This window comes from Thermophilibacter sp. (assembly GCF_966187215.1).
Genome location: NZ_CBIFYV010000040.1, coordinates 1 through 17,048 on the forward strand (window position 1 = coordinate 1; position 17,048 = coordinate 17,048).

Below are 17,048 nucleotides of genomic sequence, written 5' to 3' on the forward strand. Positions count from 1 at the left end.
TTGTGGTGACTGCGATTCTAGGGAACGGCCGCGCCCCTCCGGGCGCCGGCCGAGTCGCCGCCTACACCAAAATTCGGGACGCGTCCGTTGAGGTGCGGCCTCCGGACGCTTTCGCGCTCCAAATCGTCAGCTCGCCGCACGTCAACGGGAGAGGTGCGACCTCCTGACGGTTCCGACCCCAAAAACGTCCGGGGCCCGCACGTCAACGGACGCGCGGGCCCCGGACAACTGCGTCGGCCTTGGCGGACGCCCGCTAGCTGCGGACCTCGCCGCCGGTGGCCTTGCAGACCTTGGTCACGAGCTTCTCGTGGGCCTTCTCGACCTCCTCGGAGGTGAGCGTGCGATCGGCCGCGCGATACGTCAGCGAGAAGGCCATGGACTTCTTGCCCGCCCCCACGCGCTTCTCGTCGCGGTAGACGTCGAAGAGGCGCACGTCGGACAGGAGCTTCCCGCCGGCGGAGGTGATGCGCTGCATGAGGGTCTCGCAGCTCACGGACTCGTCGACCACGATGGCCAGGTCCACGTCCACGCCGGGCAGCGTGGGGACGTCCCGGTAGGGCAGCTCGTCGTGGGCCAGGCGCAGCAGCGCGGCCTGCGAGAGCTCGAAGGCCACCACCGGCGCGTCCACGCCCATCGCGCGCAGGCCCTTGGGGTGGACGTTGCCCACCCAGCCGATGAGCTCGCCGCGACCGGCCAGGACCTCGGCGGCACGACCGGGCTGGAGCCACGGGTACTGCTCGGGGTCGGCCGCGCGGAAGCGCACCTTGGTCACGCGCAGCTCGTCGAGAAGCTCCTCCACCACGCCCTTGGCGTCGAAGAAGTCGTAGTCGTCGAAGCGCTGGTTCCAGGCGTCGTCGGCGCGCTTGCCGCACAGGACGCCGCAGACGTAGCTCGGCTCGTCGGGCAGGCTCCTGCCCTCGTGACCAAAGAACACACGGCCGATCTCGTAGAGCGCCACGTTGGCGACGCCGTGGTCGAGGTTGTAGGCAACCGAGCGGAGCAGCCCCGGCAGCATGTCGCGGCGCATCTCGGACTGCTCGGCCACCAGCGGGCGGATGATCCTCACCGGCACGCCGCGGCCGGTCTCGGGGATGCCCAGGCGGCTGAGGTCGTCGGGCGCGGCGAAGCAGTACGTGGAGGTCTCGGAGAGGCCGCAGGCGCGCAGCACCCGGCCGATCTTGCGCACGCGGCGCTGCTCCAGCGTGAGGCCGCCGGCGTGGTTGCGCGCGGCGGGAATCGTCGGCGCGATGTCGCCCTCGCCCCACAGGCGCACGATCTCCTCGATGAGGTCGACCTCGCGGGTGAGGTCGGGGCGGTTGGTGGGCGCCGTGACGCTGAGCGCATCGTCGCCCGCGGCCTCGACCGCGCAGCCCAGGCGGCGCAGGCGCGAGACCATGAAGTCCTCGGGGATGTCCGCGCCGGAGAGCATCCGCACGCGGCTCGGGCGCAGCGCGATCGTGACCGGCGCGTCGTCCGCCTCGCCCGGGTAGACGTCCACCACGCCGGGGCAGACCTCGGCGCCGCAGCACTGCTCGAACAGCGCCGCCGCGATTCTGGACACCTCGTCGCAGGCCGTGCCGTCGACCTGGCGCTCGTAGCGGATGGAGGCCTCGCTCATGAGGTCGAGGTTTCGGCTCGTGCGCGAGATGTGGCCGGCCGAGAAGTTCGCGACCTCGAGAAGGACGTCGGTGGTCCTCTCGGTGATCTCGGAGTCGAGGCCGCCCATCACGCCCGCGAGCCCCACGGCCACGCCGCCGTCGTCGGAGATGACGGCCATGTCCGGCGTGAGCACGCGCTCCTGGCCGTCGAGCGTGGTGAGCTTCTCGCCTTGCGCCGCGGCGCGCACCACGATGTGGCGGCGCCCGTCGCGCTCGGAGAGCGTGCCCAGGTCAAAGGCGTGCATCGGCAGGCCCGTGAGGTACATGACGTAGTTGGTGACGTCCACCACGTTGTTGATCGAGCGCCCGCCCGCGGCAGCCACGCGGCGCGCCAGCCACTCGGGCGAGGGACCGATCTTGACGTTGCGCACCACGCGCGCGGTGTAGCGGCTGCAGAGCTCGGGGTCGGCGATCGTCACGTCCACGAGCTCGGAGGCCTCCGGGCCGGAGGTGGACTCCAGGCGCGGCAGCTCGACGTGGGTGTCCTCGTCCAGGATCGCCGCGACCTCGGTGGCGAAGCCCGTCATCGAGAGACAGTCGGGGCGGTTGGGCGTGATCTCGCAGTCGATCACGGTGTCGGAGGAGCCCAGGTAGTCGGTGAAGTCCATGCCCACCGGCGCGTCCGGCGGCAGGATCATGATGCCCTCGTGGTCCGAGCCCAGGCCGAGCTCGCGCTCCGAGCAGTTCATGCCGCAGGACTCGATGCCGCGCAGCTTGCTCTTCTTGATCTTGACGTCACCGGGCAGCACCGCGCCGATCATGGCGCAGACGATGTGGTCGCCCTCGTTGAAGTTCTGGGCGCCGCAGACGATCTGCAGCGGGACGGGGTTGCCCTGCTCGTCCACGTTCTTCTCGCCCACGTCCACCTGGCAGAGCCACATGTGGTCGGAGTTGGGGTGGCGGACCTTGCTCACCACCCGGGCCGTGACCACGTGCTCGAGGCTGGCGCCGACCTTCTCGACGGCCTCGACCTCGGTGCCGGTACGGGTGAGGTCGGCCACGAGCTCGGCGGGGTCGTCGGGCACGTCGACCATGGACTTGAGCCACTCATATGAGATGCGCATGTTCTTCTCCTTTGCGCGCGGGGATCGGGACTGACGGCGACTAGAACTGACGCAGGAAGCGCATGTCGCCGGTCATGAGCATGCGCAGGTCGGGCAGGTCGTAGCGCAGCGCCGCCACGCGCTCCACGCCGATGCCGAAGGCGAAGCCGGTGTAGCGCTCGGGGTCGATGCCGCAGTACTCGAAGACGTTGGGGTCCACCATGCCGGCGCCCAGGATCTCGAGCCAGCCCGTCCCCTTGCAGAAGCGGCAGCCCTTCCCGCCGCAGACACCGCACGAGACGTCGACCTCGCAGCTGGGCTCGGTGAACGGGAAGAAGTGCGGGCGGTAGCGCGTGGCACGGTCCTTGCCGAAGATCTCGCGCAGGAAGTAGTCCATCGTGCCCTTGAAGTCGCCGAAGGTGATGCCCTCGTCCACCACCAGGCCCTCGACCTGCGTGAACTGCGGCAGGTGGTTGGCGTCTGCGGTGTCCGGGCGAAAGACCGTGCCCGGGCAGATCATGTAGATGGGCGGCTGCTGGCGCTCCATCACGTGCACCTGCACGCCCGAGGTCTGGGTGCGCAACAGGATGTCCGACTCGCCCTGGACGCGGGAGGTCTCGGCGTGGGGCACGGTGCCCGGCGCGTTGTCCACCACGTAGAAGGTGTCCTTGGCCGAGCGGCTCGGGTGGTCCTCCGGGGCGTTGAGCGCGGTGAAGTTGTACCAGGTGGACTCCACGTAGGGGCCGTCCTCGACGGTGTAGCCCAGACCGCAGAAGATGTCCTCGATCTCCTCGCGGATCTGGCTGATGAGGTGCTGCGTGCCCTGGCTGAGCCGGCGGCCGGGCAGCGTGACGTCACAGGCGTCGGCCGCCATCTTGCGCTCCATGAGCTCGGCGGAGAGCTGCTCGCGGCGGGCGGTCAGCGCCGCCTCCACGTTGGCGCGCACGGTGTTGGCGAGCTTGCCCATCGCGGGCCGCTCCTCGGGGCTGAGCTTGCCCATCGAGCGCATGATGACCGTGAGCTGGCCCTTCTTGCCGAGCACGCTCACGCGTAGGGCCTCGAGCGCCTCCATGCTCTCGGCGGCGGCGAGCCCGTCTGTGACCTGCGCCTCGATCGTCTTGAGGTCGTCGGACATCGACATCGTGTCATCCCTTCTCGATAAAAAACCGCCCTCGGACAGACGCTGCCCAAGGACGGAGTGATCCGCGGTACCACCTCGGTTGGCGCGTGGGTTGTCTCTCCCGCGCGCCCGCTCTTCTCGCCCCGTGCCGTGGGGCCGACGGCTTCCCTACTGACGTGGAAAGGGGACAGTCCCTTTTCCACATGTTCAGGTCGCAGCTGGTGGAGTGAACTCCGGGCCTCTGCCTTGGAGGGGGCTCTCAGCCGGTGACCCCCGTCTCTGTCCGCTGGCAACGCGACGCCCGAACCTCTCCGTCATCGCCTGGGTCGACATGGTAGCACAGCCGCCCGCGCCGTTCGCCGACGAGTCCGCCGTGCTTCTCGGCGGGCGCGAGCGCGCGTTTCTCGCTTCTTCGGCGCTTTCAGGTTGCTTGAGTTTGTCGAGAATCGACAAAACGGGCCTCCGGAAGGCCCTGTTTGGCGATTGTCGACCTACTCAAGCTTTCTGAACGTGAGCGGGACGCGGTCTTTGGGGCGCGAGGACCGCGCGGCGAGAAGGGCGTGACGGAGAAGGGCCCGCAGCACGGGCGCCCGCGCGGCGAGAAGGGCGCGGCGGCTACGCGGGGACGGCGCAGCGGGCGTCGAGCGCGGCGGTGCGGGCGCGGAGCTGCTCGGCCGTGAGGCCCTCCTCTCGGCAGATGCGCCGCGCGATCAGCACGTGGCGCTCGCGAAGGAACGCGAGCGAGCTGCGGCGCTCGTCGTCGGAGCTCGCGCCGGCGCGGCAGAGCATCCCCACCATGCCGCCCACGTCGTACTCAAGTATCGCCACCACGCCGGAGGGCAGCTCCTCCCCGCCCGGGCACAGGACGGCGCGCCAGTAGCCGAACGCCGTCTCGGCCATCGCGTTGTAGACCACGTCCATGCCCCCGTGGTCGATGAGCAGGCAGAGGCGCCCGATGGTGCGCTCCACCGCCCGGAGCGCCTCGCCGTCGCACCTCTCGCCGGCGGCCATGAGCTGCACGAGCGGGGTGCCCGCGCGGTCGGCGTCGAGAATCTCGCGCTGCAGCGCCCAGCTCAGCAGCTCCGCGCGGTCCTCGAAGTGATAGTAGAACGAGCCCCTGCTCACGCCGGCCGCCTCGCACACCGCGCCGACGGAGACGCCGTCCACGCGCTCGTCCTCGAGCACGCGCCAGAACGCGTCGGCCAGGCGGTCGCGCATCCGGGCCGCCGCGCGGCCGGAGCCGGCGCACCTCATCGGGCGCCCCCGAGGGCCGTCCGCCCGGACCGCGCGCGCCGCCCGGACCGACCCTCTCGCCCGCGCTCGCCGTCGGGCTCGGAGAGCGCGCGAGCGATGTCGGCGAGAAGCCCGCCCAGCTCGTCGACGCCCGCGCTGACCTCGCTCACGAGCTCGTTGACGCCCATGCCCACGGCGGCCGCCAGGTCCTCCAGGCTCACGCCGGCGTCGGTGGCCCGGGCGCGCACCTCCAGCGACGCCGCACCCTCGGGCGCCACGTCGGCGCGCATGTCCATGATGAGCATCTGCAGGCGGTTCTCAACGTTGGCGAAGCTCACGTCGGGGTCGTAGTCGAGCGGCAGGACCTGTGCGTCGGGGTAGAGCTCCTTGAGGCGCTTGGTGATGCCGCGGCCCACCACGTGGTTGGGGAGACACCCAAACGGCTGCAGGATCACGAAGTTGCGCACGCCGCGCTGCGCGTGGTGGATGATCTCGGCCGGGATGAGCACGCCCTCGCCCGCGTCAAAGGTGTGGTGGATGATGCCGTCGCTCGCGCCCACGATCTCCGGCAGGCGCGGCGGCCGCTCGAAGAGCTCGAAGCGCGACGCTATGCGGTCGGTGAGGTCGTGCGCCAGCGAGAAAACCCTGTCGACCAGCGCGTTCCACGCCTTCTCGCGCGCGGGCAGACCCACGTGGTACTCGCGCGCCTGGGCGTCCTTGTAGAAGTAGCTCTTCTGGATGACGTCGGTCATGCGGGCCTCGACGACCTCCATGCCGTTGGCCTCGAGGTAGGCCTCCACGTCGTGGTTGGCCCCGGGGTGGAAGTTGAGCAGGTACTCGCCCACGATCAGCACGCGCGGGCGGCGCTCGACGTCGCGCCGGCGCACGGCCGAGAGCAGCTCGCACGCGCTCCTGAAGCCGCGGGCGGCGCCGCGGACGCCGTGGCGCGCCAGGCCGTCCACGAGCGCGTCCATGCCCTGCTCGAAGGCGCGGTCGGCCGCACCCGCCTCCTCCTCGTAGGGGCGCACCTTGCGCAGCCACTCCTCGAGCACGTCGATCATCGGTAGCGCGAAGGCCAGGTCGATCGACGCGCGCAGGCCCAGGCGGAAGCCCGGGTGCATGTCGTGCGCGTCCTCGCCGTCGTTGGTGATGATGGGCACCTGCTCGTAGCCGGCGTCGTCGAGCGCCTTGCGCAAAAGCGCGCCGTAGTGCGTGAGGCGGCAGTCGCCCAGGTACTTGGCCATCAGCACGCCCGTGGCGTTGGGGTCGTACCTCCCGCTCTCGAGCGCGGCCAGCGCCTCGCCGATCACGATCTGGGCCGGGAAGCAGATGTCGTTGTGCACGTAGCGCTTGCCCAGGCGGATGGCCTCCTCGCGACCCACGGGCAACGGCACCGCGTTGACGCCCTGGCGGCGCACCGACGCGGACATGATGCGGCTGAACGCGTGCGACGTGTTGGGCGTGAGCACGGTGAGGCGCCTCTCGTCGCCCCGCTCGAACTTCTGCGGGTACGGGTCGGGCAGCTCGCGCGGGGCGGGGGCGGCGTCGCCCTCGGCCGCGCGCGTGGCCCGGCGCTCGCGGACCGTCTCCACGAAGGAGCGCACGCGGATCTGCAGGGGGCCGGTGGCGTCGGACTCGTCGAGCTTGAGGATGAGCGGCGTCTTCTCGGACGTCTCCCCCATCAGGCGGACGACCTCGTCCGAGAGGTAGGCGTCGTGCCCGCAGCCAAAGCTCACGAGCTGCACGAACTCGAGCGCGTCGTCGCGCGCGGCGAGAAGGGCCGCGCCCAGGATCCGCTCGTGGAAGTTGTTGACCACGTCGATGCGGCTGCGCGAGAGGTCCACGTCATGGACGCCGGGCACCGCGTCGGCGGTGAGCACCGCGATCCCCGCGTCCGCGAACATGCGCGGGAGGTCGTGGTTGACCAGGGCGTCGTTCTGGTACGGCCGACTGGCGAGAACCACGGCGTACTCCCCGCGCTCGCGCGCCGCGGACAGGACCTCGCGCCCGCGCGCCTCCAGGCGCTCGCGGAAGCTCGCCTGCGCGGCAGCGGCCTGGCGGATGGCGTCGGCCGCCTGCTCGTCGGTGACGCCCGCCCACTCCCTGAGCCACGCGCCGAGCTGGCGGTCGCGGTCCTCGGTGGTGTACCAGTGGAAGAGCGGCGCGTCGAGCGGGGTGTCCCAGCGGCGCTCGGGGTTGTCGGAGTTGCGCACCACGAGCGGATAGCCCTTGACCACCGCGCACATCGAGTGGCTTGTCTCGGAGGCGTTGTCCGAGGGCACGGTGGTCACCGACGGCATGAGGATGCGGTCCACGCCCGCCTTGTGCAGATCGCGCAGGTGGCCGTGGACGAGCTTGGCCGGAAAGCACACGGTGTCGGAGGTCACGGCCGGCAGGCCCTCCTCGTACATCGCGCGCGTGCTCTTGTGCGAGAGGCGCACGCGGTAGCCCACGGCGCGCACGAGCGTGGTCCAGAACGGCGCCCACTCCCACAGCGACAGCACGCGCGGCATGCCGATCACCGGCGCCTCGTCGCCGAGGTCGCGCACGGACCTCACCGGGTACTTCTCGAAGAGCATCCGCTCGCGCTCGCGGAAGAGGTCGGGCACGCGCGCGGTGCGCTCGCGGACGGCGCGCTCGCGGGCGCGGACGTCCTGGTCGGTGGGGTCGCCCACGACCTCGCCGCGCGGACAGCGGTTGCCGGTCACCCAGCCGCCGCCGGTGGAGAAGCTCACGCGCGTGCGCCGGCAGTGGTTGGCGCAGAACGGGCACGGCAGGTTGGACTCGGTGGTGTAGGTGAAGTCGTCGAGCGCGGACAGACCGATGAACGTGGAGGTCACCGGGTGGCCGCTCTCGCGCGCGGCGGCGCCCATGCGCTCGCGCACGAGCTCGGCGACGCCGATGGCGCCCATGAGCCCCGCGTGCGGCGCGCGCGTGACGGGGCGGCCAACGCGCTGCTCGAAGGCGCGCAGCACGGCGTCGTTTCTGAAGGTGCCGCCCTGCACCACGATCCTCTCGCCCAGCGCGTCCATGCTCGGCACGCGGATGACCTTGGTGAAGACGTTCTCGATGATCGAGCGGCAGAGGCCGGCCATGATGTCGTCGGGGGTCTTGCCGTTGCGCTGCTCGCTCACCACGCTGCTCGTCATGAAGACGGTGCAGCGGCTGCCCAGGCGCGCCGGCGCCTGCGAGCGGAAGGCAGCCTCCGCGATCTTCTCGGCGGGGATGCCCAGCGAGCTGGCGAAGGTCTCCAAAAACGAGCCGCAGCCCGACGAGCACGCCTCGTTGACCACCACGTTGGTGATGACGCCGTGGTCCAGCCAGATGGCCTTCATGTCCTGTCCGCCGATGTCCAGCACGAAGGTGGCGTCCGGTACCAGCTCGCGGGCCGCGTGGGCGTGCGCCACGGTCTCGACCACGTGGTAGTCGGCCTGGAGGGCGCGCGCGAAGAGCAGCTCGCCGTAGCCGGTGGTGCCCACGCCCAGGATCTGCAGGAGCGCTCCGTGGCTGCGGTAGCGGTCGCGCAGCTCGCGCAGGGCCGCCACGGCCACGTCGAGCGGCTCGCCCTCGTTGGACGAGTAGAACGAGTCCACGAGCTGGCCGTCCTCGCCCACCAGGGCGAACTTGGTGGTAGTCGAGCCGGAGTCGATGCCCAGGTAGGCGCGCACCACCTCGCCCGGCGACGGCTCGTGCGGGGCCTCGCCCGGCACGGCGTGGCGCTCCTCGAAGCGGCGGCGCTCGGCGTCGGACGAGAAGAACGGCGGCGCGGCGTCGGCGTCCGCGACCGCCGCCGGGTGGCGGTCCAGCTCGCGCAGGCGCGGCACCGCGGTCGCGGGGTCGAGCGCCCGGTCGCGGCCCGAGAAGAGGTCGTCCACGGCCAGCGCGGCGCCGAGCGCGATCATGGTCTCGGCGTGCTCCGGCACGATGACCTCTCGGTCGGAGAGGCCCAGCCGCTCGGCGAAGACGCGCACGAGCGTGGGATTGAACGTGAGCGGGCCGCCCTCGAAGACCACCGGAGGCACGATGTCGAGGCCCTGCGCCAGGCCGCCGATGGTCTGCTTGGCGATGGCGTGCAGCGAGGAGAGCGCAATGTCGGACTTGGGCACGCCCTGGTTGATCAGCGGCTGGATGTCGGTCTTGGCGTAGACGCCGCAGCGGCCCGAGATGTCGTGGACCGTGGTGCCCGCCGCCGCGAGCGCGTCGAAGTCCTCCGCCGGCACGTCCAGAAGCGACGCGATCTCGTCCACGAAGGCGCCGGTGCCGCCCGCGCACGAGCCGTTCATGCGCATGTTGGAGACCGTGAGCTCGCCGGAGTTGGGGTCGCGATCGAAGAAGACGATCTTGGCGTCCTGGCCGCCCAGCTCGATGGCGCAGCGCGCCTCGGGGTGGCGGGCGCGCACGGCGATCGAGTTGGCCACGACCTCCTGCACGAAGGGCAGGCCCAGCGCGTCGGCGAGCGCCGAGGCGCCCGACCCGCTGAGCGCGGCGCGTAGCTCGGCGTCGGGGAACCGCGCGGCGAGCTCCTCGATGAGATCCGCCGCCGTGGCCGCCTGCCGCGCGCCATGGCGCACGTAGCGCGAGAAGACCGGTGTGCGGTCGCCTCCCGTCCCCTCCAGCGCCACGACCTTCACCGTCGTCGACCCGACGTCGATGCCGACGTCGAGCGTCCTTCTCGCCTCACCCATGCGCACGCCAATCGTCCGATGTCCTGACCGGATGGACTCTACCCGTTTCCGCACGCCACGGGTCGGTTTTTTGAACGGTGTGTTCAAAAAAACAGATGGCTTGGCGACTGCTGCGCCGCGACGGGACGGGCTTCTCGGCATGCGGTCAATAACCCGCAAAATCTGACATTTACAAACCTTAATCCTGCGATTATATGATTATAAAATCATTTTTTGCGGGTTGTTTGCGCGGGGCAGCGATGCGGGAGGCGTGGCGAGAAGGACCGACGGGTGCGGCACGCGGCGAGAAGGGCCGGCGCGGGACACGACAGGCGGGCGAGAAGGATACGGGCGGGACGCGACGGAGCGGCCACCGCGGCGTGCCGGTCGCGGCGTCAGGATAGCGTGAGGTCGCCGGCGCTCGTGGCCTCGAGCCAGGCGACGTAGGTGTTGGGGTAGTGGTCGGTCAGCAGCTGGCCCCAGTCCGCACCCAGGCAGGAGCCGGCGAGCCCGCCCAGCCCGGACGGCGTGAGCAGCTCCTCGGGGCCCGAGGCGCCGGCGACCACGCCGGCCACGAGCGCCTCGGCCGCCGCCCGGTCGCCTGGCTCGCAGGGGCACGCCGAGCCCATGGTCCGCGCATACGCCTCGCTCATGGCACCGGCCAGCTCCGCGTCGCGCGCCGAGGCGCCGTCCAGCGCGGGCAGCCACACGTCCCGGCCGTAGCGGTCGTAGCCCCACGCGGCCGGCAGCAGCATCGGGACCACGTCGGAGGGGTTGAGCACGTTGAAGACGTTGTCGTAGCGCGCGTCGCGGGCGTCGGCGGCGGTGGTGCAGCGCGGCGTGGCAAAGGCGTAGGCGTACACGTCGTCCGCCGAGGTCAGCGCGTGAGCACCGGACGCCGCGTCGTCCGCGTAGCTGGCCAAGAGGCTCGCCACGGCGCCGCCGCGGCTGTGCCCGCAGAACAGGTAGACCCGCTCGAGGCCCGAGTCGTCGCTCGCGGCGCGCTCCTCGAGGTCCGCCGCGATCTCTTGCGCGGCGAGCGTGAAGCCCAGATGGTCCCCGTCGTCCCCGGAGCCGTCGCCCAGCCGCGCGTTGGAGAGCCACTCCGAGCCGTACGACCCGCGCACCGCCACCACCGTGAGGAGCCTCTCCTCACCCGTGACCGAGGAGCGCACGCGCTTGGTGGCCAGCGTGTAGGCCACCACGTCGTTGCCCTCGACCACGCCGAGCACCTCGTCGAGCACCTCGCTGCGGTAGCGATACGAGTCGGTGCACACCTCGTCGAAGCCCAGCTGCGCGAAGGCCCGCTCGGCATAGGGGGGCGCGTCGGAACCCTGCTGGTAGTAGGCGCTCTCGGCGTTGGCCACGGCGCTGAGCACGGCGCAGGTGTGCGCGAGCTCGTGGTTGTAGGAGGTGGGGTCCGAGAAGAACCAGTCGTCGTCCCAGGCGACCTCCGAGGAGACCTGGTGGCCGTCGGCCGAGAAGAGCGCGGCGTAGTCAACGGTTGCGGTGAAGGCGCCCGTCGCGCCGTCGTCCGCGTCGAGCGCGGGCGCGCTCACCGCGTTCGAGCCGCTCACGCGGTCGAGCCGGCGGGCGTGCAGCACCGCGGCGCCCGCGAGCGTGGCGCTGTCGAGCACCGCGACGGCCACGAGCAGGGCGAGCAGGGCGCCCCGCCGGCGCGGCTTCGAGCGTCTGTCCCCACGTCCGAGCGACACCGGTGCCTCCTCCCCGTGTGGTCGTCCCATCATACCCGGCCGTGCCGCCGCCCCGGCGCGGCGCCGCCCAACGTGACGAAACTCTTAGGAGGACGGCCGGCGCCCTTCTCGCCCGCCTGCCCCGCGCCCTTCTCGCCCACGCTCCGCAATAACCCGTAAAAAATGATTTCACATTCATATAATCGCAGGATTAAGGTTTGTGAATGTCAGAATTTGCGGGTTAATGCCCGAGAAGAGCCGGGACACAGGAACCGGAACGAGAGTGACGCCTCGCCGCGCACGGAACGGGCGGGCACCCGAAGGCACCCGCCCCGCCACACGCGATCTCTGGACCCGGGCGCTACGCCACGAGCCTCCCGCCCACGTAGGTGGCCGCGAGCGTCATGTCGGCGTTGAAGACCGTGAGGTCGGCGGCGCGACCGGGCAGGATGAGGCCAAATCGGTCGTCGATGCGCGCCGAGCGGGCCGCGACCTCGGTGGCCATGCGGATGGCCTGGTCGGCGGTCACGATCTGCCAGTCCACCATGTTCTTGACGCCCTGCGCGAGCGTCAGCACCGAGCCCGCGATCGAGCCGGTGGTGCCGTCCTCGTTGCGCAGGTAGCACAGGCCGCCCTTCATCACCACGGGCAGGCCGCCGGACATGTACTCGCCCTCGGGCATGCCGCCGCAGCCCAGGCAGTCGGTGATGAGCACCGTGCGCTCCCAGCCCTTGGCGTCCACGAGCGCCTTGATGGCGGCGGGCACCACGTGGCGGCCGTCGCAGATGATCTCGGCGTAGGTGTTGCGCGTGGTCATGGCCGTGCCCGTCACGCCCGGGTCGCGGTGGTGCAGACCGCGCTGGCCGTTGTAGGTGTGCACGAAGCAGCTCGCGCCGGAGTTGACCGCGGCGAGCGCCTGGTCGTAGGTGGCGTCGGAGTGGCCGATGCAGGTCACCACGCCGCGGGCGGCGAGCGCGGCGCAGTACGGGCACGCGCCGTCGCGCTCGGCCGCGAGCGCGCTCTTGACGATGCGCCCGCCGGCGGCCCTCTGCCAGCGGTCGAACGCCTCGACGCTCGGGTCGATCAGGTAGGCCGGGTTCTGCGCGCCCACGTGGGCCTCGGTGAAGAACGGCCCCTCCAGGTAGATGCCGCCGATGCGCGCGCCCACGAAGTCCTCGCCCCGGCTCTCGTCGGCCTCGGCGATGGCGGCGCAGGAGCCCTCGATCTGCTCGACGGACTCGGTGAACGTGGTCGGCAGCCAGCAGGTGGTGCCGCGGCGCGCCAGCTCCTCGCTCGAGGCGTTGATGCCGGCGGCCTCGCGGTCGGTGGTGGCGTGGTTGAAGAAGCCGTGGATGTGCGTGTCCACCAGGCCCGGGCCCACGACGCAGCCCGTGAGGTCATGGATCTCGCAGTCGGGCGCCTCCTCAGACCAGGTGCCGAAGACGCCGTCGGTCACGGTGAGGTAGCCGCCGGCCATGGTGGCGCCGGGCAGCACGAAGCGGTCCGCCTTGATGGCAAAGGTGCTCATGTCTCGCTCCTTAACTATGTGGAAAAGGGACTGTCCCTTTTCCACACTTTTCCACATCAGGACTCGAAGGGGTGGATGGTGACGCCCTTGACCACGCGGTTGACGGTGCCGGTGGGGCTCGGCGTGTCGGGCGTGTTGCCCACGCGCACGGAGTTGAGCAGCGAGACCGTCTGCGCCACCATCACGAACGGCAGCGCGAGGTAGGCCTCGGGCAGCGTCGGCTCGCCGACGAAGGTGAACGCGTCGCCCTCGAAGAGCGTGCCGGCGTCCTGCTGGACGGCGATGGTGCGCTGCGCGATCTCGTCGCCGGCGATCTCGTTCAGGATGTCGAGGTCGTACTGGCGGGTATAGGGGTCGTTGCTCATGAAGACGAAGACGAGGGTCTTCTCGTCCACGAAGCTCTTGGGCCCGTGGCGATAGCCCATCGAGCTGTCCCAGGAGGTGGCCACCAGGCCGTGCGCCAGCTCCAGGATCTTGAGCTGGCTCTCCTGCGCCAGGCCCACGAAGGAGCCGGAGCCCAGATAGGTCACGCGGTTGAAGTCACCGGCAAGGAAATCGGCGACCTCGCCCTCGCGCGCCACCACGGCCTCGCCCATGCGCGCGGCGGTCTCGACCCACGCGGCCTTCTCGTCCAGGGGGGCGGTGTCGAAGATCAGCGCGGAGAGCAGCTCCATGCAGCTGTAGGAGCCGGTCATCGCGAAGCCCTTGTCGTTGGCGCGCGGGATGAGCAGCGTGAGGGCGGCCGGGTCGTCGGCGGACTCGACGGCGAGACGCCCCTCGGGAGCGCACGTGATGTTGAGGAAGCGCACGTTCTTCACGAACGTCTTGGCCACCTGCACGGCGGCCAGCGACTCGGGGCTGTTGCCTGAGCGCGCGAACGAGACGAGCAGCGTGGGCTCATCGGGGTTCAGGAAGTCGCGCGGCGCCGAGACGATGTCGGTGGTGGCCACGGGCTTGAAGTCGTAGAGCGAGGCGTCGCCGGCGTGGCGCAGGTAGGGAGCCACGGTGTCGCCCACGTAGTCGGAGGTGCCGGCGCCGGTGAAGACCACGCTGAGGCGGCTCTCTCCCATCGCGCGGGCCTCGGCGAGAAACGCCTCGACGGCCTCCGCGTTGTCCTGGTAGATCTTGAGGGTGTCGCGCCACAGCTCAGGCTGCTGGGCGATCTCGGCGGTGGTGATCTGCGCCCCCAGCTTGGTGAGGGACTCGACGTCCTTCTCGAACATGTGCAGTGCTCCCTTCCCTAGGCCGCGGCCTAGCTCCGTACGTGCGTGACCTTGTACTTGAACTGGTCGGCGCGGGCCACGCTGTGCGTGTACTCGACGATCACGCCGCGATCGTTTCTGGTGGTGCGCACGAGCTCGAGCACCGGCGCGCCCTCGGGGATGTCGAGCAGACCGGCATCCGCGCTGCGGGCGATGGAGGCGTAGAACTCCTCCTCGGCCGAGCTGATCTTCTCGTGATAGACCTGCTCCATGATGTCATAGAGCGGACGCGAGGCGAGAAGCTCGCGCGTGAGGCCGCCGAACTCGGCGGCGGGCAGGTAGGTGCGCTCGACCATCATGGGCACGTCGTCGGCGAGGCGCAGCCGGCGCATGCGGAAGAGCTTGTCGCCCAGTCGCACGCCGAGGTGCTCCGCGAGCGTCTTGGTGGCCTCGCGGACGTCGAACTCCAGGATCGTGGTCTTGGGCACGCGACCGAGGCCGCGCATCTGCTCGGTGAAGCTGTAGGCACCCATGAGGTTGGTGGCCTCGCGGGTGCAGTCGGCCACGAAGGTGCCCTTGCCGTGGACGCGCGTGATGAGCCCGAGCGACTCGAGCTCGCGCAGGGCCAGGCGCACCGTGGTGCGCGAGAGCCCGTAGCGCTCCGAAAGCTCGCGCTCGGAGGGCAGCAGGTCGCCGGGCTCGAGCTCACTGTCGATCTTCTCGCGGAGCAGGTCCACGAGCTGGTCGTAGAGCGGTTGCTTCTTTGTGACGCCGGACACGGGGCCCCTTTCGAACGGACGCGATATGCCCAGGTCGCGGGTCGGACGGTCCTGCCATCCGACACGCGGTCCGGCCATACGGCGGGACGAGAGACAAGAGGGGCGGGGTGACGCGCGAGCGACGTCGCGCGCCTCCCCGCCCGGGGTTGCGCGACTACCAGATGCCGGTAGCGGGCCACCACGCGAGGCCGAGCCACTCGTTGAGCGGCAGGGCGCCCACGATGCCGATGATGAGCAGCAGGACGATGCCCTTCAGCGGCGTGAAGTTCTTCTTCGCGAAGAGGAAGTAGAGCATCAGCACGAGCGCCAGCGGGACGAGCTTGGGCAGCACGGAGTCGAGGGTGTCGGCCACGGAGTAGCTGACAGCGTCCTCGGTGACGGTGCCGTAGGTGACCTGGCTCATGCCGTTGCCCAGGTCGACGATGCCGGTCTCGACGGCGTTGCCCTCGGCGTCGGCCGCGGTGAGCGGGTTGCCCTCCATGTCGGTCATGGCGAGGGTGCCGGCCTCGGCGGTCTCGGTGTCAACGGCGAGGTCCGCGAAGTTCTGGGCCTCCTCGTTGGACACGACCACGGTCGTGGCGGCGAGGCCACGGGTGGTGCCGTTGGGGATGGCGAGGTTGATCTGGGTGGTGCCCATCGTGACCGTCAGCGCGCCCACGACGAAGACGCCGAGGATGGAGGCGGCACGGGTGAACGCCTGCATGTTGGCGGTCAGCGCGTCGATGGCGGCGGTGCCGACCTTGTACGACCAGTTCATCAGGCCGAAGCGGCAGGCAGCCTGCGCGATGTTGAACACGAGCAGGAAGATGATCGGCGCGGCGAGGTTGCCCTCGATGGCCATGTTGGAGGTGATGCCGGCCGTGATCGGCACGAGCGTCAGCCAGAACAGGGCGTCGCCGATGCCGCCGAGCGGCGAGGCCGCGGAGATGCGGACGGCGCGGATGGTCTGGGTGTCGACCTTGTTCTGCTCGAGGGCGAGCACGATGCCCATGACGAAGGTCACGAGGAACGGGTGCGTGTTGATGAAGTCCAGGTTGTGGTACATCGACGCCGCGAGGTCGTTCTTGTTCGTGTGGACCTTCTCGAGGCCGGGGATCATGGCGAAGAGCCAGCCGCCGGACTGCATGGTCTCGTAGTTGAACGAGGACTGGAGCCAGTAGGAGCGCAGAGCCATGCGGTTCAGCGTCTTCTGGTCAACGTTTGGCGCCGGGGTGAGATCCTCATACTGCGCCGGAACCTCGAACTCAGTCTTAGATGCCATCGGAGAAGTCACCTCCGTCAGAGACAGCGCCCTTCAGCTCGGTCTGCTGCTGGAAGTCCCAGAAGGCGATGCCGAAGCCGATGAGGGTGAGGATGAGCAGGGCCGGGCCGGAGATGGCCGGGATGTTGCTCGCGATGAGGGCGAGGCCGAAGCCCATGAAGAAGAAGCCCCACATGTCGCGGCTCATCATGATCTTGAGCAGGATCGCGAAGCCAACGAACTTCATCATGTTGCCGGCGGCGGAGAGGCCGTTGTTGAGCCACTCGGGGATCGCGTCAACGACCTGCTGGCCGAAGGTCTGGCCGCCGATGAAGAACAGCGTCACGATGAAGGCGAAGAGCAGACCGAGAATGGCCTCGGAGACCACGGTCCACTTGGTGATGCCCTTGGTGTCCGCCTTGACCGCGCAGCCGCGGAAGAACTCGAGCAGGGGCGCGCGGAGCGTGAAGAACAGCGTCACGCCGTACTGGCCGAGCAGGGCGAACGGGATGGCGAGGGCGACGGCCGCGTTGGCGTCGACGTTGTCGAGCGTGCACGCGAAGATGGCAGCCATGATGCCGCCGATGACGGCGTTGGGCGGCTGCGCACCGCCGATCGGCATGTTGCCGATGGTCATGAGCTGATAGGTGCCACCAACGACCAGGCCGGTGTTGAGGTCACCGAGGATAGCACCGACGACGGCACCAGTCACGATCGGCTGGTACAGCGACTCAAGGAAGTCGAACTGATCGATTGCCGCGATAAACGTGACGATGAAGATCAGGACGATCTGAACGATTGAGACGTCCATCTAATGCTCCTCCTTTCAGGGTTTCCTTACGCGAAGGTTTTCCGTGCCGCTCGGGCGCCGGGACGCCCGGACGGGT

General features: G+C 69.9%; 10 protein-coding genes. All 10 read right to left on the minus strand.

Annotated features, from left to right (window positions below):
• Window positions 1-253: 253 nt before the first annotated feature.
• The 10 genes from pheT to ACWTSU_RS03555 all read right to left on the minus strand — a co-directional run bounded on the left by pheT (window position 254) and on the right by ACWTSU_RS03555 (window position 16,972).
• Complete coding sequence (gene pheT, locus ACWTSU_RS03510) at window positions 254-2,722, minus strand: phenylalanine--tRNA ligase subunit beta (RefSeq protein ID WP_455138495.1); 2,469 nt, start codon at window positions 2,720-2,722, stop codon at window positions 254-256.
• A gap of 40 nt (window positions 2,723-2,762) precedes the next feature.
• Window positions 2,763-3,842: a phenylalanine--tRNA ligase subunit alpha gene (pheS, locus tag ACWTSU_RS03515; protein WP_455138496.1), complete on the minus strand. Its 1,080-nt coding sequence runs from the start codon at window positions 3,840-3,842 to the stop codon at window positions 2,763-2,765.
• A gap of 594 nt (window positions 3,843-4,436) precedes the next feature.
• A complete protein-coding gene (locus ACWTSU_RS03520; protein WP_455138497.1) occupies window positions 4,437-5,075 on the minus strand; it encodes a TetR/AcrR family transcriptional regulator in 639 nt (212 codons plus the stop codon).
• Window positions 5,072-9,739 carry an acyl-CoA dehydratase activase gene (locus tag ACWTSU_RS03525; protein ID WP_455138498.1) on the minus strand — a complete coding sequence of 1,556 codons (4,668 nt, stop codon included), beginning with the start codon at window positions 9,737-9,739 and terminating at the stop codon, window positions 5,072-5,074. Before ACWTSU_RS03525 ends, ACWTSU_RS03520 begins: the two co-directional genes overlap by 4 nt.
• Window positions 9,740-10,113: 374 nt before the next feature.
• Window positions 10,114-11,433, minus strand: a complete 1,320-nt coding sequence (locus ACWTSU_RS03530; RefSeq protein ID WP_455138499.1) for a lipase family protein — start codon at window positions 11,431-11,433, stop codon at window positions 10,114-10,116.
• A gap of 340 nt (window positions 11,434-11,773) precedes the next feature.
• Entirely contained in the window at window positions 11,774-12,940 is a 1,167-nt protein-coding gene (gene nagA, locus ACWTSU_RS03535; protein WP_455138500.1) for an N-acetylglucosamine-6-phosphate deacetylase, read from the minus strand.
• 56 nt (window positions 12,941-12,996) lie between these two features.
• Window positions 12,997-14,163, minus strand: coding sequence for an SIS domain-containing protein (gene agaS, locus ACWTSU_RS03540; RefSeq protein WP_455138501.1), 1,167 nt, complete (start codon window positions 14,161-14,163; stop codon window positions 12,997-12,999).
• A 29-nt stretch (window positions 14,164-14,192) separates the two neighbouring features.
• Window positions 14,193-14,921, minus strand: a complete 729-nt coding sequence (locus tag ACWTSU_RS03545) for a GntR family transcriptional regulator (protein WP_455138502.1) — start codon at window positions 14,919-14,921, stop codon at window positions 14,193-14,195.
• A gap of 154 nt (window positions 14,922-15,075) precedes the next feature.
• Entirely contained in the window at window positions 15,076-16,182 is a 1,107-nt protein-coding gene (locus tag ACWTSU_RS03550) for a PTS system mannose/fructose/sorbose family transporter subunit IID (protein WP_455138503.1), read from the minus strand.
• A complete protein-coding gene (locus ACWTSU_RS03555; RefSeq protein ID WP_455136668.1) occupies window positions 16,172-16,972 on the minus strand; it encodes a PTS mannose/fructose/sorbose/N-acetylgalactosamine transporter subunit IIC in 801 nt (266 codons plus the stop codon). Before ACWTSU_RS03555 ends, ACWTSU_RS03550 begins: the two co-directional genes overlap by 11 nt.
• Window positions 16,973-17,048: the final 76 nt, after the last annotated feature.